Here is a 21566-nt window from a genome sequence, read left to right on the forward strand (position 1 = left end):
GACGGATGGAAGGAGGCGAGTGCCGTGCGGTTCACACCTTTTCAGCGCTCCCTCTTCCGCTGTCCCGGCGTGGTTCGTCAGTTCTGAGGTTCTGACCGGGAGCGCTCCAAGCAGCCTGTATCCCGGAGGAATCCATGACCGATCCGGTCATCCGCGCGCTCTCCGCGAGCGACGCCCATCTCTTCGACGCACTCCCCGACCCCCTGGGCGCCCGTGAGGGCCACCGGCGTACCCGGTTCCGCCCCGACTGGAAGCGCGTCGCCCTGCGCGACGGCGAGGTCGTCGCGCGCGGCGCGTGGTGGGGCGGCCCCGACGACTCGGAGCCCGTCAACATCAACTGGTTCGACGTGGCCGAGGGCGAGGAGGAGGCAGGGGCCGAGCTCCTGCGCTCCGCCCCCTGGCGGGTCGAGCTCGAGATCAACCTGCCCGGCGACTGGCGGGACGAGCCCGGCCTGCGCGCCTGCGCCGAGACCCGCTTCACCGCCGCGCGAGCGGCGGGGTACGAACTCCTGGTGGAGCGCTTCCTGTACCGCTGGACCCCGGAGCGGGGCCTGCCCGAGCGGCCGGGTCGCCTGCGCTTCAGCGCCGAACCCGACGACACCGTGTTCTTCGACGCCCTGCGCCGCATCCACTCCGCCACGCTGGACGCCCACGCGCTGAAGGCCATCGGGGAGGGCGGCCTCGACCAGGCCGCCCAGGAGGAGCTCGACTTCTTCCACTGGTGCCCCTCCCCGCGGGAGTGGTGGCAGACCGCGTACACGCCGGAGGGCGACCTGGCCGGCATCCACATCCCGGCCCACAACCCCTCCGGCCCGACCATCGGCTTCATCGGGGTCGTCCCGGAACAGCGCGGTCGCGGCTACGCCTACGACCTCCTCGCGGAGTGCACCCACTTCCTCGTCGAGCGGGGCGCGGAGTTCATCAGCGGAGCGACGGACCGGGGCAACCTCCCCATGGCCGCGAACTTCGCCAAGGCGGGCTTCCCCGTCGTCCGTGAACGCCACAACTTCCACCCGGCGGGCCGAGCGGCCTAGCGAGGAGCAGTACGCGGCGAGCAGCACGCGGTGAGCGGTCCGGCCCGAAGACAGGCCCGGACCGCTCGCCGGCGCCCGGCATCTGCCCACCGACCGGCAGGGCTCCCGGCCGGTGCGCGAGGTCAGTTGTGGGCGATCAGTGACTCCACCAGTCCGGCGCGGGTGTTCGGGAAGTCCATCGGGACGATGCCGAGCCCGCGCCAGCCGCGTCCCTCCGGGCTCTCCAGGAGGGAGTGCGTCCGCGGGTTGAGGGTGTCGGAGTTCCAGCGCGGCGGCAGCCCGGCCGCCGTGGACACGAAGTTGATGTACTGCTTCCCGGGCTGCCGCACGGCCTCGCGGAACTGCTCCTCGATCTTCGGGTACTTGGCGGCGGGGGCGGCGTTCCAGTCGTCCTGGATGTCGAAGACGGTGCCGTCGCCCCACCGGATGCCGCCGGGCAGCCCGCCGTTGTCGGCGATGAGCACGACCTTCCCGCGGGCGTCGCCGAGGCGCGGCCAGGTGTCGCCGATGTGGAGGAGCGACCGCCAGCCGCGGCGGTCGAGGTAGTCCTCGAAGATCGCGCCGAACGCGGTGTCGCTCGCCTCCGAGTACTCCTGCTTGACCCGCATCAGCACGGTCTCCGTGGGCTGCCCGCGCAGGAAGTCCCGGCAGGCGCCGAGGACGTCGTCGAAGTTGAGGTGCTGGTAGAAGGCCCCGTGGTGGACGGTGAAGGAGCCCTCGAAGGCCCGGCACCGGATGTCCAGGAAGCGTATGCCGGACGCCAGTTGCTGCCCCAGGGTCGTGTTCTGGCACTCCACCCACCACCCGCCGAAGCGGGCGCCGGAGTCGTGCGTGCCGGGGATCGTGAGCCGCTGCAAGGGAGTCGCGGAGTCCACCGCCGCCAGCCACGCGCGGACGTCGAGCGGCCGGGCGGCCGCTCGCGTGGCGGAGGTGCCGACGAGCGCGGCGGAGGCGGTGGCGCCGACCGTGGTGAGGAAGGCGCGACGGCTGAGGGCCATGGGGCTCCCCTGGGGGTGGGGGGTGTGGGAAGAGCCCTCAAGTATGGATGCCGGGGCTTGATTCGGGGAACGGTCAATCCACCGTCAACATTTCACGTTTCACCGACCGCCGGGACGAACCCCCCACCGCGCCCCCGGCGGCCCCTCCCCTCCCCTCACCCGCTTCCCCGTACCCTCCCTCCCCCCACTCCCGGAGGCCACCCCATGCTGCGCGGCATCGACGTGAGCTCCCATCAGTCGTCGTTCTCCACGGAGGGCATCTCCTTCGTCATCGTCAAGGCGACGGAGGGCCGCTCCTACATCAACCCCCGCCTCTCCGCCCAGACCAAGCGCGCCCGCGACGCCGGCTGCGTCGTCGGCTTCTACCACTTCCTGTGGCCGGGCAACATCACGGCCCAGGCGGAGTACTTCGTGGCCAAGGCCCCGGAGAAGGCGGGCGAGTTCCTGGCCGTGGACTGGGAGTGGACGGGCGACCACACGGCGGCCACGAACGCGGAGAAGGACCGTTTCATCAAGGAGGTGAAGCGGCTGCGCCCGGGCCACCGGACCCTGCTGTACACGAACCGCGACTTCTGGCTCAACCGCGACACGACGTCGTACGCCGGCGACGGCCTCTGGATCGCCGACTACGTCACCGCGGGCAAGCCCCGCATCCGCGCCAGGTGGCGCATCCACCAGTACACGTCGACACCGCTGGACAAGAACGTGGCGGACTTCCCCGACCAGACCGCGATGCGCGACTGGGCCACCCCCTGACCCGGCCCCGGCCGCCGTCAGGACCGGCGGGCGAACTTCCCCAGGGTCGCTTCCAGTTCCGCTCGTGCCGTGCGTTCCGCCGTGTCGGGGTCGCCCGCCTCGACCGCGCGGACCAGGGCCTCGTGGGCGGCGTCACCGTGGTCGGTCTCCTCCCGGCGGACGTCGATCAGCTCCAGGAGGCCGACGAGGCCCTGCCGCAGCGCGGGGAGGAACTCGGCGAACAGGTCCGTCAGGACGGGGTTGTGCGCGGCCGCCACCACGGTGGCGTGCAGGGCGATGTCGGCGTCGACGAAAGCCGCGTCGCCGCCGGGTGCCGCGGCCCGGCGGGCGGCGAGGGCGGCGTGCATCGCCGCGACGTCCTCGGGCGTGCGCCGCCGCGCAGCCAGCCGTGCGGCCTGGACCTCGACGAGGGCCCGTACCTCGTACACGTCCTCGATCGCCGCCCGGCGCAGCCGCGTCGGCCAGTCCTCGACCGGCTCGGTGGCGGTGACGAAGACGCCGGCGCCCTGCCGCGCCTGTACGAGCCCGGCCCCGGCGAGCGCGCGCAGGGCCTCGCGGACGGTGGAGCGGCCGACGCCGAGCTCCTTCGCGAGGGTCGTCTCGCCCGGGAGCTTCGTCCCCACGCCCCAGTGGCCCGCGGTGATGTGCTCGCGCAGCCGCTCCGTGGCCTGTTCGACGAGCGGGCTCGGGCGCAGGGCGCCGCCGAGCGAGGACGGCGCGGAGGACTTGGCTGGGGTCACGCGGCGAGTGTACGCACCGCCCGGCACCTCCGGCGTTACTCGTCTGAGGAGTACTTGTCTGAGGAGCTGAGGTCTGCCTAGGGTGGTCCGCGTGATCGCGTATCCCTGGAACCCGCAGCGCCCCGGCCCCATGCCCGCGCACCGCTACCTCCCGTTCGACCGGCGTGTCGACGTCCCGCTCCAGGACCGGAGCTGGCCCTCGGCCACGCTCACCCAGGCGCCGCTCTGGGTCCCCGTCGACCTGCGCGACGGCAACCAGGCCCTCGCCGAGCCGATGGACCCCGCGCGCAAGCGGCGCCTGTTCGACCTGCTCGTGTCGACGGGGTTCAAGGAGATCGAGGTCGGCTACCCGTCGGCGAGCCGCGCGGACTTCGACTTCGTGCGCCACCTCGTGGAGTCGACCCGCTCCGGGGCCGTGCCGCCGGACGTGACGCCCGTCGTCTTCACCGCGGCCCGCGACGACCTGATCGACCGGACCTTCGAGGCGATCGACGGCCTGCCGCGCGCGGTGGTGCACCTGTACATCGCCACCTCACCGGTGTGGCGCGACGTCGTGCTCGGCCGGGACCGCGCCGCCGTGGCCGCCACCGCGCGCCGGGCGGCGGCGCGCATGGCGCGCCTCGCGGACGCCCGCCCGGACGCGGACATCCGCTTCCAGTTCGCCCCGGAGACCTTCAACCTCACCGAGCCCGACTACGTCCTGGAGCTGTGCGACGGGCTCACGGAGCTGTGGGACGCGTGCCCCGAGCGGCCCGTCACGCACAACCTCCCGGCCACCGTCGAGATCGCCACGCCCAACGTGTACGCCGACCAGATCGAGTACATGCACCGGCACCTGGCCCGGCGCGACCACGTCATCCTGTCGGTCCACCCGCACAACGACCGCGGCACCGGCGTCGCCTGCGCCGAGCTGGCGCTGCTCGCGGGTGCCCAGCGCGTCGAGGGCTGCCTGTTCGGCAACGGCGAGCGCACCGGCAACGTCGACCTGGTGACGCTCGCGCTGAACCTGTACGCGCAGGGCGTCGACCCGATGCTCGACCTGTCGGACATCGACGCGGTGCGCGAGGTCGTCGAGCACTGCAACCGCCTGCCCGTGCACCCGCGCCACCCCTACGCGGGCGACCTCGTGCACACCGCGTTCTCCGGCACCCACCAGGACGCCATCAGCAAGGGCCTGACCCACCACGCCAAGCGGGCCGCCGAGCTGGGCGTGGACCCGGGCGAGGCGCCCTGGAGCGTGCCCTACCTGCCGATCGACCCCGCCGACGTCGGCCGGACGTACGAGGCCGTGATCCGGGTGAACTCGCAGTCGGGCAAGGGCGGCACCGCGTACCTGCTGCGGACGCGCCACGGGCTCGACCTGCCGGGGCCGCTGCGCGCGGACTTCGCGGGGGTGGTGCAGGAGGCCACCGACGCCAGCGGCCGGGAGGCGAGCGCCGACGAGCTGTACGCCCTGTTCCGGCGCACGTATCTGGCGCCCGGGGAGCCCGAGAAGACCGAAGGGTCCGGGGAATCCGGGGAGTCCGGGGAGCCGAGCGGGTCCGGGGGGCCGGGTCCGGAGGGCGCGGTGGCGCTGCTGTCGTGGTCGGCGGACCGCTCCGCCGACGGCGCGCACCGGTTCGTGTGCACGCTGCGGGTGGGTGACCGCGCCGGTGACGTGGAGGGGCACGGCAACGGCCCGCTGTCCGCGTTCGCGGACGCGCTCGGCGCCGCCGGGGTCGCCGTCGACATCCTCGACTACGCCGAACACGCACTCGCCGCGGGCGGCGCGAGCGAGGCCGTGGCGTACGTGCGCTGCCGCGTCGGGGAGGCGGAGGCCTGGGGCGCGGGCGTGGACACCTCGGTGCTCACGGCGTCCGTACGCGCGGTGGTGGCCGCCGTGAACCGGGCCCGCGCCTGAGCCATACGGACGGGGGCCGTGGCTGGACCGAGCGCCGGGGGCCACACGCCCGGGGGCGTGCGGCGGGGATGTGCGGCGGGGGCGTGCGGCGGGGGTGTGCGGCGGGGGCCGCGCCCGACTGCCGGGCGCGGCCCCCGCTCCGCGCCGGCGCGCGGTGTTCAGGCCTTGTTCAGCCCGGCCCAGAACTCGTCGAAGGAGAGCAGCTTGTCCCCGTTCGCGTCCTTGGACTTGATGATGGCCTCGGCCACCGACTCGGTGACGTTCCAGTCCCCCATCTGGGCCATGGCGGACTTGTACTCCGCCGCCGTGATGTAACCGTCGCCGTCCGCGTCGAACCGGTCGAACTGCTTGCGTGCTTCCTCGATGTCCGCCACCGGGTCCACCCCTATCGTCGTACTTGTTGACGGGGGTTAGGGTAACGGCCGGTCCGGGGAGCGACTGCAAGGAGTACGGCCATGGCCTGCGCATCGGGGGTGCTCGCGGGGATTCTCGCCGCGGCGGCGCGCGGGGAGTTCCCGCCCGCGGACGGCGGCACGACCGTCGTGCCGCAGCCCTCCCCCCGTGACGCCGGGGTGCTCGCGTTCACGGCGCACACGGTCGTGTTCACCGACGAGGACCCGGCGTGGGTGCGGTCCACGGTGGCCGCCGTGGACTGCGACCCGCTGGCCGCGACGATGAGCCCGCGGTTCCTGCTGGCGTTCCAGGAGCGCACGGGCCGGGCCACGGACACCATCGACCTGCTGACGGTCGCCGACGCCCTGCCCGGGCCGCCCGACCCGGCGCTCGGCCTGCGCGAGCTGGACGAGGCCGGCCACCCGCGGGTGGTCCGCGCCCGCGGCCTGCGGGACGAGGTGCGGGTGTGGGTCTCGGCCGGGGGCGGGGTCCTCGTGCTCGGCCGGGGTGTGGCCGGGCGGTGGGAGGCCGCCGTGGAGGTCGACGAGGGCGCGCGGCACCGGGGGCTCGGGCGGGCGCTCGCCCTGGCCGCGCGGCACCTCGTACCCGCCGGTGACGTGGTGTGGGCCCAGCAGGCCGCGGGGAACGCCCGTGGCGTACGGGCGTTCCAGGCGGCGGGGTATCGGCCGGTGGGCGCGGAGGCCCTGTTCCTGGCCGGTTGACCGCGCCGTCGCGGAGCGCCCCGGACCCGCCCCGGCCCGCTCCGGGGGGCCACCCCGGCGCCCCGCCCTCGGCGGCCTTCAGACCGGGGCGCCCGGGAGGGCCGCCGTCAGCGGAAGATGCCGGTGTGGCCCAGGGAGTAGCGGCCCGGCTGGGGGTAGACCGCGAGGCCGTGGGGGCCGCCGCCGACGGGGATGCGGGCGACCTGGACACCGGTGCGGGTGTCGATGGCGTAGACCTCGGAGTCGTAGCGGCCGGAGAGCCACAGCGTGTTGCCGTCGGCCGAGACGCCGCCCATGTCCGGGCTGCCGCCGTCCGGCAGCCGCCACTTCTTCGTGAGCTTGTTCTTCGGGAAGTCGAAGACGGAGACCGTGCCCTCGCCGCGGTTGGAGACGTACATCTCGCGCGAGTCCCGGCCGACGTAGAGGCCGTGGCAGCCCTTGCCGGTGGGCAGCAGCTTCGGCTTGCCGAAGGTGTCGCCGTCCAGGACCCACATGCCGTCGGCCATCATGTCGGCGACGTAGAACTTCTTGCCGTCCGGGGAGATCTTGACGTCCTGCGGCATGGCCCCCTTGAAGGGGAGCTTCTGCTGCCCGACGACCTTCATGTCCTCCGTGTCGACCTTGAGCAGCTCGCCGCTGAACTCGCAGGAGACGATGAAGTAGCGGCCGTCGAGGGAGAAGTCGGCGTGGTTGACGCCGTAGCAGCTCACGGGGACGGTCTTCTTCCGCTTCATGGTGTGCGGGTCGCGGAAGACGAGTTCGCGGTCCATGGACGCCATGACGACCGCGTACTTGCCGTTGGGCGTGAAGTAGAGGTTGTACGGGTCGTGCACCTTGACGGGCTTGCCCGCCTCGCCGGTCTTCGGGTCGATGGGCGTGAGGGTGTGGCCGCGGTTGTTGTTGACCCAGAGCGTCTTCATGTCCCAGGAGGGCACGACGTGCTGCGGCTGGACGCCGACGGGGATGGTGTCGACCACCTCGTACGTCTTGGGGTCGATGACAGAGACGGTGTTGGAGTTGGTGTTGGGGACGTAGACGCGTGAGGGGAAGTCCTTGACCACCGGGGAGAGCTTGTTGGGGCGGTCGGCGGCGTAGACGTCCTTGGGGTCGAGGACGGGCGGCATGCCCGGCAGGCCGTGGATCTTCTTCGGCTCGGCGGGCCGGGGGGCGTGCCGGGTGGCGAGCGCCTCGTCGCGGCGGTCGCCGCGCTCGGTGCCGCAGCCCGCGAGCGCGGCGAGGACGGCGGTGGCGGCGGTGGCGGCGAGCAGGGCCCGGGCGCGGGCGGTGCGGGTCCGGCAGGGGCGCGGGGGCAGGGTGCGGGAGAGGTTCGGCATCAGGTGAGCAGCTCCGTGGTCGTGACCGCGCGCAGTCCGCGGCGGTGGAGTTCTTCCAGGACGGCGGGGAGCGCGGCGACCGTGTCCGCGTCGTACCCGAAGTGCAGGCTCACCACCGAGCCCGCACGGACCTCCGCGGCGACCTTGCGGGTGATGGCCGGGGCGCCGGGCGAGGTGAAGTCGAGGGAGTCGACGTCGTACGACAGGACGTGCGGGTAGCCCGCGCGGCGGGCGAGGCGGGCGACGAGCGGGGTGGCGCGCGCCGCCCGCGAGGGGCGGAACCAGCTGCCGATGCCACCGGTGAGGCGGCGCAGGCGGTCGGCGCAGCCGGTGATCTCGGCGTAGGCCTCGGCTTCGGGCAGGGCGTTGACGGTGCGGTGGCTGAGCGTGTGGTTGCCCAGGTCGTGGCCGCCGTCGAGGACGCGGCGGGCCAGGTCGGGGTGGGCATCCAGCCAGGTGCCGACGGCCAGGACGGTCACGCGGGCCCCCGCGCGCTCGGCCTCGGCGAGCAGCGCCCGGGCGGTGGCCGGGTCGCCTTGGCCGTGGAAGGTGAGCGCCACCTCGTGCCGCCCGCGCGGGCTGCGCGTGATCTGCTCGGGCAGGCCGGGGAAGGCCCGGGGGCCGGGCGCGGGCCGGCGGCGGGGCTGCCGGGAGGCCACCCGGGTCACCGGCTCCTCGGCGGACCCGCCGCCGCACCCGACGGTGAGGCCCCCGGCGAGGGTGAGGCCGAGGGCGGCCCGCAGGGCGGCGCGGCGGCCGGGGGCGGGGGTGCGGTCGTCGGCTGCGGGGAGCCCGGGGCGGCCGTCGGCCCCGTCCGGCCCGGGGCGGCCGTCGGCCCCGTCCGGCCCGGGGCGGCCGTCGGCCCCGTCCGGCCCGGGGCGGCCGTCACTCTGCGGAGACCCCGGACGGGACGGGCCTCGCGGGGGCGCCCCGGACCCGCCTCTTCCCGGAACCGGGGGCTGCCGCCCCTGGGCCCACGCTCCCTCGAGGGGGGCTTCGTCTCTCTCCCCCGCCGTCGGCGCTCCGCGCCTCGTCCTCGAACGCCGGACGGGCTGGAACTCTCCGCCCTCGCCCGACCGCGTGCGCTCCATCACGACGACCATTTAATGGGGATGGAGGGCGAAAGGTAATGATTGATCCGATTCACGGCGTTTGCGTGCCCGCCTCACCGGCGCCCTTGCCCGCGAAGGTCCGGACCAGGACCACCTGCGGGAGCCTCCCCTTCCCTCCCGCAGCTCCCGTTTAACCGTCGTTTACAAGGTGAGTGCTCTATCTCACCAAGGATTCACCTCTAAACTGTCATATTCTGACCGCCTATGTCCGAGTAAGGAACTTTGGAGCGGTGGCCCCCGTCTGCCATAGTCGAAGGCAGCGACTCTCCTTGACCCGAGCTACGTCGCCTTTGCGGCCGTGGACCCCACCCACTTTGTTCACGGCCCCGCTCGAAGGCCCCCGCCAGCGCCGCCACCCACGGCCCCGGGGGCTTTCGCGTACCCAGAGGGGCGCCCGGCGCGAGACGCGCGCCTAGCGGTCGGTGATCCGCATCTCGAACCAGGTCGTCTTGCCGCGGGGCAGCAGGTCCACGCCCCAGCGGTCGGCGAGCGTGTCGACCAGGTACAGCCCGCGCCCGCTGACGTCGAGCTCGTGCACCGGCATCAGGCACGGCAGGCCGCGCGAGGGGTCGCGGACCTCGACCCGGATCCAGCCGCGGCGGCGCAGCGTCCGCAGCCCGAAGACGCGGGCACCGGTGTGCCGCACGGCGTTGCCGACGAGCTCGGAGACCAGCAGGATGACGTCCTCGGCGAGCTTGGGCGACAGGCCCCAGTGGCGCAGCACGACGACCTGGGCGAGGCGGCGGGCGATGGCGGCGGACTCCGGGCGGGAGGGGAGCTGGACCGCGGCGTCGGCGGGGTTGCCGAACAACTCCAGTGCTTTCAGGGCGTGTTCGTCCTCCACGGCCGGCGACCAGCGGGCGGCGGTGGCCCCCGTGCGCTTCCGCGGCTGTTCGAAACCCTCCTGCCCCGCCATGTCCCCCATCATGGCCGCCCTGCTACCGCGCCGGGGCCGTTCCGACGGAATAAGCCCCCCGGAGGCTTCCGTTCCGGGGGGCGGGCACGTCATATGCCAAGGGCAGGTAGAGGTCTGGCGGACCCGTGCTGACCTGCGGCGACCTTCCGCTCTTGGGTGATCACCGAGGGCCTCGACCCCGCTGGACTTAAGGCTGTCTTAAGCCCTCGATAAACCGCTCCTTCGGGGGAAAGTTTGGCTGACGTCACCTCAACTGGCCGGAAGTCAGAGGAACTTCGCCTTGCCGGGTCCGTCCTGGACGAAGCTGCGCATGCCGCGCTCGCGGTCCTCGGTGGCGAACAGACCGGCGAACCAGGTGCGTTCCACGGCGAGGCCGGTGTCGATGCCCGCCTCCAGGCCCTGGTCGACCGCCTCCTTCGCGGCGCGCAGCGCGAGGGCGGGCCCCTTGGCGAGCCGCGCCGCCCACGCGTGCGCCTCGGTGTACACCTCGGCGGCGGGCACCACCCGGTCCACGAGGCCGATCGCGAGGGCCTCGTCGGACTTGACCTGGCGGCCGGTGAAGATGAGGTCCTTGGCCTTGGACGGGCCGATCAGGCGCGGCAGGCGCTGGGTGCCGCCGGCGCCCGGGATCAGGCCGAGCAGGATCTCCGGCTGGCCGAGCTTGGCGTTGTCGGCGGCGATGCGGAAGTCCGCGCAGAGCGCCAGCTCGCAGCCGCCGCCGAGGGCGTAGCCGGTGACGGCGGCGACGACGGGCTTGGGGATCCGGGCGATCGCGGTGAAGGCGTCCTGCAGGGCCCGGGAGCGCAGCACCATGGCCGTGTGGTCCATGTCCTGCATCTCCTTGATGTCCGCGCCCGCCGCGAACACCTTCTCGCCGCCGTAGAGGACGACGGCGCGGACGTCGTCGCGGTCGGTGGCCTCCGCCGCGAGGTCCTTCAGGCGGTCCTGGAGCTCGATGTCCAGGGCGTTCATCGGCGGCCGGTCGAGGCGGATCGTACCGACGCCGTCGGCGACTTCGAGGTGCACAGTAGTCATGACGGGCACGTTAGCGGTCGTTCATGCGGAAGGGACCGGTGCACTTGGTCACACCGGTGCGCCGGTCCCTTCCCGTGGCGGCCGAGCGGCCCGGCGCCCCGCCGCGGCGGTGTTACGCCTTCCACTTCTCCCAGGACATGTTCCAGCCGTTGTAGCCGTTGTCCGGGGCGATGACCTTGTCGTTGGAGTTCTTGACGATCACCACGTCGCCGACCATGGAGCGGTTGAAGAACCAGGCGGCGGGCGTGTTCTTGTCGTAGCCGCCGCGCACGTCGCGCAGGCCGACGCAGCCGTGCGAGGCGTTGTAGTTGCCGAAGGCGCCGCCGCCCCAGTAGTTGCCGTGCAGGAACGTGCCCGAGGTGGACAGGCGCATGGCGTGCGGCACGTCCTTGATGTCGTACTCGCCGCCGTAGCCGACGGTCTCGCCGTTCATGCGGGTGACCTTCAGGCGCTCGCTGATGACCATCTGGCCGTTCCACGTCTCGTACCCGGGCTTGCCCGTGGTGACCGGGATCTTCTTGATGACCTTGCCGTCGCGCTCGACGGTCATCTGCTTCGTCTTGACGTCGACGACGGAGACCTGGCTGCGGCCGATCTCGAAGCGGATGGTCTTGGCCTGCTTGCCGTAGACGCCGGGGCGGCCCTCGACACCGTCCAGGTTCAGCCTGACGGTGACCTTCGTGCCGGGCTTCCAGTACTTCTCCGGGCGGAAGTCCAGGCGGTCGTTGCCGAACCAGTGGCCCTCGACGGGCACCGACGGCTCGGTCTTGATGTCGATGGCCTTCTCGACGTCCTCGGGCGCGGTGATGCCGCGCGTGAAGCGCACCGAGAACGGCATGCCGACGCCGACCTTCGTGCCGTCCTCCGGCGTGAACTGGCCGACGAAGGTGTTCTTCGGCACGAGCGTGGTGAACGACGAGTCCTTCGCCGCGACCCGGCCGTCGGAGTCCTTGGCGATCGCGTGCACCGTGTACTTCGTGCCCGAGGCGAGGTGGCGCGCGGGCGACCATTTCGCGCCACCGTCCACGATCCGGCCCGGGACGGCCTTGCCCTTGGGGTCCTTCACCGTCACCTCGGTGAGCTTGCCCTTGGCGGCCGATATCCGCAGCGCCCCGCTCGTCGCCACGGCGTCCGCGCCGTCCTTCGGGGCGATGCTGACGACCGCGTCGGAGGGCTTGTTGGCGTCCGCGCCGCCCTTGCCCTTGTCGTCGTCCCCGGAGCCCGAGCCGCCGCCGCACGCGGCCACGAGCAGCAGCGTCGCCCCCGACACCACCGCGGTCAGTCCCTTGGCGCCCCGCCGCCGCCCGCGCTCGCGCGCGTGGGCCGACGCCCCCGATATCGGTCGCCCGTTCACGATGATTCTCCCCTCGCACGGCCCCGACAGGCCCGCACTGATATGCCGCGGCGCGAGCGGGAAAGACGCCCGGCTCGCGCACTGCGTAAATTAATCACACAGCCCGTACCGATGACTCCCCGCCAATGTCACCGTTCAGTACCGACTGCGCCCGCGGGGCGGGACGGCGGCGGTGTCAGCGGCCGGAACGCTCCCCCTCGCCCTTCTTGTCGCCCTTGACGCCCTTCGTGCCCTTCTTGTCGTCCTTCTTACCCGCCTTACCCGCGGGTGCCGGCTTCTTTCCGGTCTTCCACTCGTGCCAGCCCATGTTCCAGCCACCGAGGCCGTTGTCGGGCGCGACCGTCTTGTCCTGGCTGTTGACGACCTCGACGACGTCTCCGACGAGGCTGCGGTCGAAGAACCAGCCCGCCGGGGTCTTCGAGCTGCCGCCCTTCACGTCGCGCAGGCCCACGCAGCCGTGGCTGACGTTGCTGTTGCCGGGCGCGTCGGGCGCCCAGTAGTTGCCGTGCAGGAAGGTGCCGGAGGTGGTCAGGCGCATCGCGTGCGGCACGTCCGGGATGTCGTACTCCCCGCCGAAGCCGACGGTGCGGCTGTTCATGCGGGTCACCTCCAGCATCTCGGTGACCACCATCTTTCCGTTGTACGTGGTGGTCTTCGGGGCGCCGGCGGTGATCGGGACGGTGGAGATCAGCTCGCCGTCGCGGCGCACCTCCATGGTGTGCGCGGCCGCGTCGACGCGGCTGACCTGGCTGCGGCCGACCCTGAAGGAGAAGGTCTTGTCCTGCAGGCCGTAGACGCCGGGGGCGGCCTCCACGTCGCGCAGCTTCAGCGCGACGGTGACCTTGGTGCCGGGCTTCCAGTAGGTGCGCGGCCGGAAGTCGACCCGGGTGGCGCCGAACCAGTGCGGGGCGATCTCCACCTCCGGGTCCGCGGTGACGCGGATCGCCCGCTGCACGGCGGCGCGGTCGGTGATCTCGCGGTTGAACTCCAGCGAGACGATCATGCCGGTGCCGACCGTGGCCCGGTTCTCCGGCGTGGCGTAGGCGATGAAGCGCTCGTCGGGGACGTGCGTGGTGAACGTGGTGTGGCGCGCGTGGCGGCGGCCGTGGCCGTCGAGCGCGACGGCGTCGACCGTGTACTTCGCGGCGAGCGCCAGCCTGCCGCCGCCCGCGCCCCGCAAGGGCTCCCAGCTCATGCCGTCGGGGGCGATGCGCCCGGGCACCTCGGACTCCTGGGCGTCCTGGGACTTGACCACCCGGACCGACTCCAGGCGGCCGTCGGGCACCTCGACCACGAGCCGCTCCTCGGGCCGGACCTTCCTGTCGCCGTCACCGGGCGTGACGCGGATGGCGTCGGCGGGCGAGCGGCCCTCGCCGACCAGCCCCTCGAAGGCCGTGCCGGAGCAGCCGGCCGCTCCCAGTACCAGTGCTGTGCATGCCACTGCCGCGGTCAGCGCGGTCCGTGCGCGCCGGGCGCACCTCGTTGCCTGTCTCACGTCGGACCCAACGAGGGTGCCCCGCCCGGGGAAACGTGAGTGCGACCCGCCCGGTGGGCAGAACAGGGGGAAGGACGCCGACCGGGGAGCCGCGGCCGGGACGCCGGGGGCCCCGACCGCACGCGTCGACGAGGCCGAGCCGCGGGAGGCTGACAGGTGTCGAGCGCACCCGAGCAGGAGGCAGTCAAGGGGGCGCGTGCCCTGGGCCGGATCCGGTCCGGCGGCACCGCGGCCGAGCGCAACGGCGGGCGTGGCGGCCGGGTCCGCCCCGCGCCCACGCGCCCGGTCAGGCCGGGCGCGCCCACACCGCTCGGCGCCCGCTTCCGGGTGGGCCCGGACGGGGTGGCGGGCACGAACTTCGCGCTGTGGGCGGGCGGTGCCGAGGCCGTCGAGCTGTGCCTGTTCGACGCGGACGGCACCGAGACGCGCTGCCCGCTCACCGAGCTGACGCACGAGATCTGGCACGGCTTCGTTCCCGGCGTGCGGCCGGGCCAGCGGTACGGCTACCGCGTGCACGGCCGCTGGGACCCCTGGACCGGGGCCCGTTTCAACCCGGCCAAGCTGCTCCTTGACCCGTACGCGCGCGCGGTCGACGCGGGCGCGGGGCACGACTACGGGATGCTGCCGCCCGAGGTCTACGGCCACGTGCGGGACTGGCCGCAGCAGCACGTGGCGGACACCGTGCGCGACGACCGGGACTCGGCGCCGTTCGTGCCCAAGGGCGTGGTCGTGCACGACGACGCCCCGGACGACGAGTGGGCCGACGACCGCCGCCCCAAGACGCCGTGGGCGGACTCCGTCATCTACGAGCTGCACGTGCGCGGCTTCACGATGCGCCACCCGGACGTGCCCGAGCCGCTGCGCGGCACGTACGCGGGGCTCGGGCACCCGGCGGCGGTCGAGCACCTCGTACGGCTCGGGGTGACGGCCGTGGAGCTGATGCCGGTGCACCAGTTCGCGCACGAGGACCACCTGCTGCGGCGGGGGCTCAGGAACTACTGGGGGTACAACTCCATCGGCTACTTCGCGCCGCACGCGGCGTACGCCGCGTCGGGCACCACCGGGCAGCAGGTCGGCGAGTTCCGGCGGATGGTGCGGGCGCTGCACGAGGCCGGGATCGAGGTGATCCTCGACGTCGTCTACAACCACACGGCCGAGGCGGACCGGCTCGGGCCGACGCTGTCCCTGAAGGGCATCGACAACCGCGGCTACTACCGGCTCCAGGACGACGCCCGCCGGTACGCCGACTACACCGGCTGCGGCAACACCCTGCACGTGGTGCGCCCGCACGTGCTGCGGCTGATCACGGACTCGCTGCGGTACTGGGTGACCGAGATGGGCGTGGACGGCTTCCGCTTCGACCTGGCGGCGGCCCTCGCGCGCTCCTTCCACGACGTCGACATGCTCTCGCCGTTCCTCGCGGTGATCGCGCAGGACCCGGTGCTGCGCCGGGTGAAGCTGATCGCCGAGCCGTGGGACGTGGGCTCGGGGGGCTACCAGGTGGGGGCGTTCCCGCCGCTGTGGACGGAGTGGAACGACCGCTACCGCGACGCGGTGCGCGACTTCTGGCGCGGCGCCCTGCCGGACGTGCGCGACCTCGGCTACCGCCTGTCGGGCTCCAGCGACCTGTACGCCTGGGGCGGGCGGCGCCCGTACGCGTCGGTGAACTACGTGACCGCCCACGACGGCTTCACGCTGCGCGACCTGGTCAGCTACGGGCGCAAGCACAACGAGGCCAACGGCGAGGGCAACCGCGACGGGTCCGCCGACAACCGCTCCTGGAACTGCGGCGCGGAGGGCGAGACCGACGACGAGGACGTCCGGGCGCTGCGCCGCCGGCAACTGCGCAACCTGCTGACGACGCTGCTGCTGTCCACCGGGGTGCCGATGCTGCTCGCGGGCGACGAGATGGGCCGCACCCAGCGCGGCAACAACAACGCGTACTGCCAGGACAACGAGGTCGGCTGGGTGGACTGGGAGCTGCGCGAGGACCCCGGCTGGCGGGAGCTGCTCGCGCTGGCGTCCCGCCTGATCGCGCTGCGCCACCGGCACCCGGTGCTGCGCCGGCGCGCCTTCTTCTCCGGGCGGCCGCACTCGGCGGACGGGCTGCGGGACCTGGCGTGGTTCACGGCGCGCGGCACGGAGATGACGCCCGCCGACTGGTACGCGCCCGCCGCGACCCTCGGCATGTACCTGTCGGGGCGCGACATACCGGGCCGCGACGAGCGCGGGGCGGAGGTGACGGACGACAGCTTCCTCGCGGTCCTGCACGCCGGGGACCGGCCGGTGGACTTCCGCCTGCCGGGGCCGCCGTGGGCCGAGCGCTACGAGGTGGTGGTGGACACCGCGCGCGAGGACCAGCGGGAGGCGCCGGGGACGGTGCTCGCCGCGGGGACGGCGGTGCCGGTGGGGGCGCGGACGGCGCTGCTCCTCAAGGCGGTGCCGACGGCGGGGTGACCCGGGCCGCGCCCCGGGCCGGGCGGTGCCCGCGCGCGGCCCTGTGCCGTGCGTGCGTACCGCCCCCGCACGCACCTGTCGCGCCTTGCGGTAGGGGTATGTATCCGTAGCCGGAATGACGGTAATTCAGGTCTGTACCAAGGTATTGCCCCGGGCCCGGCAGGCGGCGAAGCTCACGTCATGGACCTGGAGTTGCGGCACCTGAAGACGATCCGGGCGATCGCCGACGCGGGCAGCCTGACCAAGGCCGCCACCGCGCTCGGGCTCGCGCAGCCCGCGCTCAGCGCGCAGTTGAAGCGCATCGAGCGGGCGCTGGGGGGCGAGCTGTTCGAGCGCGGCAGGTTCGGGGTGCGCGCGACGCCGCTCGGCGAATTCGTGCTGGCCCGCGCCCGGATCGTGCTGCCGGCCGTCAGCGGGCTCCAGGAGGAGGCGGAGCGGTTCACCCGCGTGTGGCGGGACCAACGCGGGTTCCGGCTCGGCGGGACGCACGGGCCGCTGCTCGGCGGGCTCGTCGACCGCCTCGCGGCGGCGCACCCCGAGCAGTCCGTGACCACGTACACCTCCTGGTCGGAGCGGGAGATCGCCGCGCAGGTCGCGGACGGCCGCCTCGACTTCGCGCTGGTCGGCACGTGCGGGGCGGCGAGCCCGCCGGAGCGGGAGCGGCTGGTGTGGCGGGAGGTGGCGCGCGACCCGGTGTTCGTCATGCTCGCCACGGGGCACCGGTGCGCCGGGGCGGCGGAGGTCGAGCTCGCGGACCTCGCGGGCGAGGCGTGGACGGACGTGCCGGGGGACGGCTGCTTCGGGGACTGCTTCACGGCGGCGTGCGCGCGGGCGGGGTTCACGCCCGCGTCGGTGTACGAGACCGACACCGCGTCGTGCGTGCACCTGGTGCAGGTGGGGCGGGCGGTGGGGCTGTGCCGGGCGACGTTCCCGCCGACGGAGGGGATCGTGACGCGGCCGCTGGCCGGGACGCCGCTGTACTGGCGGCATCTGCTGGGGTGGCATCCGGAGACGTACGCGCACGACACCGCGCCGGCGGTGTTCGCGCACGCGCGGGCCGCGCACGCGGCTGCCGCGGCGCGCAGCGAGAGCTACTCGGCGTGGCTGGCCTCGCCGGGGGCGGCGGACGTGGGGCGCGCCTAGCCGTCCGGCGGGGCCCTCGCGGGGCGCCCCGGTCCCGCCCCCTTCCCTAAACCAGGGGGGCTCCGCCCCCTGGACCCCCTTTTCCGGCGCTCCGCGCCTCGTCCTCAAACGCCGGACGGGCTGTTCCTGCCCCTCGGGTCCATAACACCGGGGTAGGGGGCCAACTGGCATCTTCTGGCCAGCCGTTGGGGGCTCCTACCGTGTGGGCGACCGGTGAGAGAGCGGGTCCCGCTTCCCCGCTTGTCGGACCCCTCCCTCCCCGATTGACACCGAGGAGACCCCCATGCAGCACAGAGATGCCTCCCCGTCCCCCCACAACCGCTCCGTCGCCGCGGCCGCCGCCGCGTTCGTGGCCGCCGGCGCGCTCGTCCTCGCCGGGTTCCCCGGCTCCGCGTCCGCCCGGGCCGCGTCCCCGTCCCCCGCCGAGACCGCCGCCGTCGCCGAGACCTCGCCCCAGGTCCTGAAGGCGATGCAGCGCGACCTCGGGCTCAGTGCCGCGCAGGCGAAGCAGCGGCTCGTCAACGAGGCCGAGGCGGGCGCCGTGGCGGGCGCACTGCAGAACCGGCTCGGCCGTGACTTCGCGGGCGCCTGGGTGCACGGCGCCACCTCGGGCACGCTCACGGTCGCGACGGTCGACGCCAAGGACGTGCCCGCCATCACCGCCAAGGGCGCGAAGGCACTCGTCGTCGGGCACACCGTCGCCCAGCTCGACGCCGCCAAGGCGAAGCTGGACCGGGCCGCGAAGGGCACCAAGACCCTCGACGCGCCGGTCTGGTACGTCGACGTGAGGACCAACGCCGTGGTGGTGAGCGCGGTGAGGACCGCCGCCGCCGAGAAGTTCGTCTCCGCCGCCGGGGTCGACCGCGACCTCGTCCGGGTGGAGCGGACCAAGGACCGCCCGCGCGCCTTCTACGACATCGTCGGCGGCGACGCGTACTACATGGGCGGCCGCTGTTCGGTCGGCTTCTCCGTCACGCAGGGCTCGACCCAGGGCTTCGCCACCGCCGGCCACTGCGGCCGCGTGGGCACGGCCACGCAGGGCTACAACCGGGTCGCGCAGGGCACCTTCCGCGGCTCGATCTTCCCGGGCCGGGACATGGCCTGGGTGGCGACGAACTCGCAGTGGACCGCCACGCCGTACGTCAAGGGCCAGGGCGGCACGCGCGTGGGCGTCGCGGGCTCCACGCAGTCGCCGGTGGGCGCGTCCATCTGCCGCTCCGGGTCGACCACGGGCTGGCACTGCGGCACGATCTCGCAGCACAACACCAGCGTCACCTACCCCGAGGGCACCATCAGCGGCGTGACCCGTACGACGGTGTGCGCCGAGCCCGGTGACTCCGGCGGCTCGTACATCTCCGGCAGCCAGGCGCAGGGCGTCACCTCCGGTGGCTCCGGCAACTGCCGTTCCGGCGGCACGACCTTCCACCAGCCGATCAACCCGCTGCTGCAGCAGTTCCAGCTCACGCTGCGGACGACCGGCGGCGGCGAGGACCCGGGCCCCGGCCCCGGCGACCCGAGCGGCACCTGGGCGGCGGGCACCGTCTACGAGGCCGGTGACACGGTCACGTACGACGGTGAGACCTTCCGCTGCCTCCAGCCGCACCAGGCGCAGCAGGGCTGGGAGCCCCCGAACGCCCCCGCGTTGTGGGAGCGCGGGTAAGGACCCAGGGCTGAGCGGGCCGCGCCCCGGGGGGTGCGCGGCCCGCGCGGGACCGGATTCCGGCCTCGGCCCGGCCCCTCGCGGAGCCGGCCGGGGATGCCGCGGCGGAAGCCCTCCGACACCGCCGCGGCCCGGTCCCTGACGCCCGGTCCGCCCCGTACGAAGGGGCGGGATGGGTCTTGGCCGTGGCCCCGCCGACGCACAGCTCCTCGGCGGTGTCCCGGTTGGACGTGCCCCTGGCGACGAGTGCGAGCACTTCCCGTTCGCGGGAACTCGTCGCCGGGGGCACGGACGTGTGCGGCGGGCCGGGAGGCGGTGGCCTAGGACCAGCGGAGGAGGTCCCCTGGGCCGGAATTCGGTGGGCGCTGTCAGTGGTGAAACGTAGGCTCGCCCCTGATGTCCACCACAGTCGCAACCGCCGAGAACCCGCCGGGCGGCCGGTCCGCGGCCAGGACGCTCACGCGTCTGTGGCCGTACGTGCGCCCGGTGCGGGCCCGCCTGTTCACCGCCGCCCTCGTCGCGATCCTGGCCTCCTGCACGGGCCTGGTGTTCCCCCTCGTCCTGAAGTGGATGGTGGACGGCCCGGTGGCCGACGGGGACACGGCCGGGGTGTGGCTCGGGGCGCTGCTCCTGCTGGGGCTCGGCGTCGCGGAGGCGCTGCTCTTCGGCCTCCGGCGGTGGCTGGTGGCGCGGCCGCTCGCGGGCGTGGAGGCGGCGATGCGGGCGGACCTGTACCGCCACCTCCAGCGGGTGCCGGTGGCCTTCCACGACCGGTGGGCGTCGGGCCAGTTGCTCTCGCGCGGCACGACCGACCTGATGCTGGTCCGGCTGTTCCTCGCGTTCCCGCTGACGTTCATGGTGGTCAACGGCGCGACGATCCTCGTGGGCGTGGCCCTGCTGCTCGCCCAGGACTGGACGCTCGGCCTGGTGCTGCTCGCGCCGGTGGTGCCGCTGGTGGTCCTCCTCGCGTACTTCGAGGGGCGGTTCGCGGCCGTGGCGCGGCGGGCCCAGGACCAGGTCGGCGATCTGACGACGGTCGTCGAGGAGAGCGTGCTCGGCATCCGGATCATCAAGGGCTTCGGGCGCCACCGCAGCCAGGCGCGGGCGTTCCGCGAGCTGTCGCGGACGCTGCGCGGCACCGAGCTGGCCAAGGCCCGGCTGCTCGCGGCGATCTGGGGGGTCATCACGACGCTGCCGGAGCTGGCGATCGGGGCGGCGCTCGTGCTGGGCTCGGTGCGGGTCGCGGACGGCGACCTGTCGGCGGGCACGCTGGTGGCGTTCCTGTCCACGGCGCTGGCGCTGCGCTGGCCGGTGGAGTCGCTGGGCTTCCTGCTCGCGATGAGCCAGGAGGCGGCGACCGCGACGGAGCGGTACTTCGAGGTCATGGACGCCGGGCGGGAGACCGACCCGGAGGCGGGCGGCGCCCGGGTGGCGGGGGCCGGGGACGGCATCCGCTTCGAGGGCGTGTCGTTCCGCTACCCGGACGCCCCGGACGACGAGCCCCCCGTGCTCGACCGGATCGACCTGCACGTGCGCCCCGGCGAGACCATGGCGCTCGTCGGCGCCACGGGCAGCGGCAAGACCACGCTCACGGCGCTCGTGCCCCGGCTGCACGAGGTGAGCGGCGGCCGGATCACGCTCGACGGGCAGGACATCGCGGCGCTGCCCCGCGAGCGGGTGCGGGAGCTGGTGTCGGTGGCCTTCGAGGAGCCCACGCTGTTCTCCGCGTCGGTGGGCGAGAACGTCCTCATGGGCGCCGGGGCCGACGCCGGGGAGCCGGAGCTGGAGCGGGCCCTCGAGGTGGCCCAGGCGGATTTCGTGCACCGGCTTCCGCAGGGCGCGGACACCCAGGTCGGCGAGCAGGGCCTGAGCCTGTCCGGCGGCCAGCGGCAGCGGCTCGCGCTGGCCCGCGCGGTGGTGGGCAGGCCCCGCTTCCTCGTCCTCGACGACCCGCTGTCGGCGCTCGACGTGCACACGGAGGCACTGGTCGAGGCCGCCCTGCGGCGGGTCCTCGCGGACACCACGGCCCTGGTGGTGGCCCACCGCCCGTCGACGGTCCTGCTCGCCGACCGCGTCGCGCTCCTGTCCGGCGGCCGCATCGCGGCCGTGGGCACGCACCAGGAACTGCTGCGGAGCAACGCGGAGTACGCGTGGCTGATGTCGGGGAGCACGGCGGCGGAGGGCGTGGCGGGGCACGCGGCGGGGGGCCCGGCGGGCGGCGCGGCGGGGGGCCCGGCCGGTGGCGCGGCGGACAGTACGGCGGGTCACGCGGCGGGGAGCGGGGCCGGAACGGCGGCGGACGGTACGGCAGGGGGCGCTGAGCGGTGAGCACGGACACGGCGAAGGACAGGGCGCGGCGGGCCGGGGGGGGGGGGGGCGGCGGCGCGGGCGGGGGGGGGGGGCCCCCCGCGCCCGCCCCCCCCCCCCCCGCCCCGGGGGGCCCCGGCGCCGCCCCCGCGCCCCCGGGCGGGGCCCGCGGGCGCCTCGACCGCCGGTGGAGCGCGCCCGCGCGCTCGG

General features: G+C 74.0%; 17 protein-coding genes. 8 read left to right on the plus strand and 9 right to left on the minus strand.

The genetic code is table 11. The annotated features are described in order from the left end of the window. Nucleotides 1-134 precede the first annotated feature (134 nt). Nucleotides 135-1034, plus strand: a complete 900-nt coding sequence (locus QK440_RS19425; RefSeq protein ID WP_282794403.1) for a GNAT family N-acetyltransferase — start codon at nucleotides 135-137, stop codon at nucleotides 1032-1034. Nucleotides 1035-1156: 122 nt separating this feature from the next. Here the strand turns inward: QK440_RS19425 and QK440_RS19430 are convergent, their stop codons facing one another. Then, nucleotides 1157-2032: a phosphatidylinositol-specific phospholipase C gene (locus QK440_RS19430; RefSeq protein WP_282794404.1), complete on the minus strand. Its 876-nt coding sequence runs from the start codon at nucleotides 2030-2032 to the stop codon at nucleotides 1157-1159. A gap of 204 nt (nucleotides 2033-2236) precedes the next feature. Here QK440_RS19430 and QK440_RS19435 point away from each other — a divergent pair, with 204 nt between their 5' ends. Further along, nucleotides 2237-2788 carry a glycoside hydrolase family 25 protein gene (locus QK440_RS19435; RefSeq protein ID WP_282794405.1) on the plus strand — a complete coding sequence of 184 codons (552 nt, stop codon included), beginning with the start codon at nucleotides 2237-2239 and terminating at the stop codon, nucleotides 2786-2788. Nucleotides 2789-2805: 17 nt separating this feature from the next. Here QK440_RS19435 and QK440_RS19440 read toward each other — a convergent pair whose 3' ends face one another. Further along, the gene (locus tag QK440_RS19440) at nucleotides 2806-3528 is read right to left on the minus strand and encodes an FCD domain-containing protein (RefSeq protein WP_282794406.1); all 723 of its coding nucleotides are present in this window, start codon (nucleotides 3526-3528) and stop codon (nucleotides 2806-2808) included. Between the two features lie 130 nt (nucleotides 3529-3658). Here QK440_RS19440 and QK440_RS19445 point away from each other — a divergent pair, with 130 nt between their 5' ends. Next, nucleotides 3659-5428, plus strand: a complete 1770-nt coding sequence (locus tag QK440_RS19445) for a 2-isopropylmalate synthase (protein ID WP_282794420.1) — start codon at nucleotides 3659-3661, stop codon at nucleotides 5426-5428. Nucleotides 5429-5586: 158 nt separating this feature from the next. Here QK440_RS19445 and QK440_RS19450 read toward each other — a convergent pair whose 3' ends face one another. Next, entirely contained in the window at nucleotides 5587-5802 is a 216-nt protein-coding gene (locus QK440_RS19450) for an EF-hand domain-containing protein (RefSeq protein ID WP_282794421.1), read from the minus strand. A gap of 81 nt (nucleotides 5803-5883) precedes the next feature. Between QK440_RS19450 and QK440_RS19455 the strand changes: the two genes are divergently transcribed. Next, nucleotides 5884-6543: a GNAT family N-acetyltransferase gene (locus QK440_RS19455; RefSeq protein WP_282794407.1), complete on the plus strand. Its 660-nt coding sequence runs from the start codon at nucleotides 5884-5886 to the stop codon at nucleotides 6541-6543. 107 nt (nucleotides 6544-6650) lie between these two features. Here QK440_RS19455 and QK440_RS19460 read toward each other — a convergent pair whose 3' ends face one another. From QK440_RS19460 to QK440_RS19485, 6 genes are all read right to left on the minus strand, one after another. Then, a complete protein-coding gene (locus QK440_RS19460; protein WP_282794408.1) occupies nucleotides 6651-7877 on the minus strand; it encodes a YncE family protein in 1227 nt (408 codons plus the stop codon). Next, on the minus strand, nucleotides 7877-8545 hold the full coding sequence (locus QK440_RS19465; RefSeq protein ID WP_282794409.1) for a polysaccharide deacetylase family protein: 669 nt from the start codon (nucleotides 8543-8545) through the stop codon (nucleotides 7877-7879). The genes QK440_RS19460 and QK440_RS19465 overlap by 1 nt, the downstream gene beginning before the upstream one ends. 856 nt (nucleotides 8546-9401) lie before the next feature. Then, entirely contained in the window at nucleotides 9402-9905 is a 504-nt protein-coding gene (locus QK440_RS19470; RefSeq protein WP_282794410.1) for an ATP-binding protein, read from the minus strand. A 264-nt stretch (nucleotides 9906-10169) separates the two neighbouring features. Continuing rightward, entirely contained in the window at nucleotides 10170-10940 is a 771-nt protein-coding gene (locus QK440_RS19475) for an enoyl-CoA hydratase-related protein (RefSeq protein WP_282794411.1), read from the minus strand. A 112-nt stretch (nucleotides 10941-11052) separates the two neighbouring features. Continuing rightward, nucleotides 11053-12294 (minus strand): Ig-like domain-containing protein, encoded by a 1242-nt coding sequence (locus QK440_RS19480; protein ID WP_282794412.1) that lies wholly within the window; start codon nucleotides 12292-12294, stop codon nucleotides 11053-11055. A 175-nt stretch (nucleotides 12295-12469) separates the two neighbouring features. Beyond that, entirely contained in the window at nucleotides 12470-13735 is a 1266-nt protein-coding gene (locus QK440_RS19485; protein ID WP_282794413.1) for an Ig-like domain-containing protein, read from the minus strand. 210 nt (nucleotides 13736-13945) lie between these two features. Here QK440_RS19485 and glgX point away from each other — a divergent pair, with 210 nt between their 5' ends. From glgX to QK440_RS19505, 4 genes are all read left to right on the plus strand, one after another. Continuing rightward, a complete protein-coding gene (gene glgX / locus QK440_RS19490; RefSeq protein ID WP_282794414.1) occupies nucleotides 13946-16246 on the plus strand; it encodes a glycogen debranching protein GlgX in 2301 nt (766 codons plus the stop codon). A gap of 180 nt (nucleotides 16247-16426) precedes the next feature. Further along, nucleotides 16427-17389 carry a LysR family transcriptional regulator gene (locus tag QK440_RS19495; RefSeq protein WP_282794415.1) on the plus strand — a complete coding sequence of 321 codons (963 nt, stop codon included), beginning with the start codon at nucleotides 16427-16429 and terminating at the stop codon, nucleotides 17387-17389. Nucleotides 17390-17672: 283 nt separating this feature from the next. After that, entirely contained in the window at nucleotides 17673-19049 is a 1377-nt protein-coding gene (locus QK440_RS19500; RefSeq protein ID WP_282794416.1) for a carbohydrate-binding protein, read from the plus strand. Between the two features lie 396 nt (nucleotides 19050-19445). Further along, nucleotides 19446-21377: an ABC transporter ATP-binding protein gene (locus QK440_RS19505; protein WP_282794417.1), complete on the plus strand. Its 1932-nt coding sequence runs from the start codon at nucleotides 19446-19448 to the stop codon at nucleotides 21375-21377. Nucleotides 21378-21566 lie beyond the last annotated feature (189 nt).

The organism is Streptomyces sp. CC224B, assembly GCF_030010595.1.
Lineage (GTDB): Bacteria > Actinomycetota > Actinomycetes > Streptomycetales > Streptomycetaceae > Streptomyces > Streptomyces longispororuber.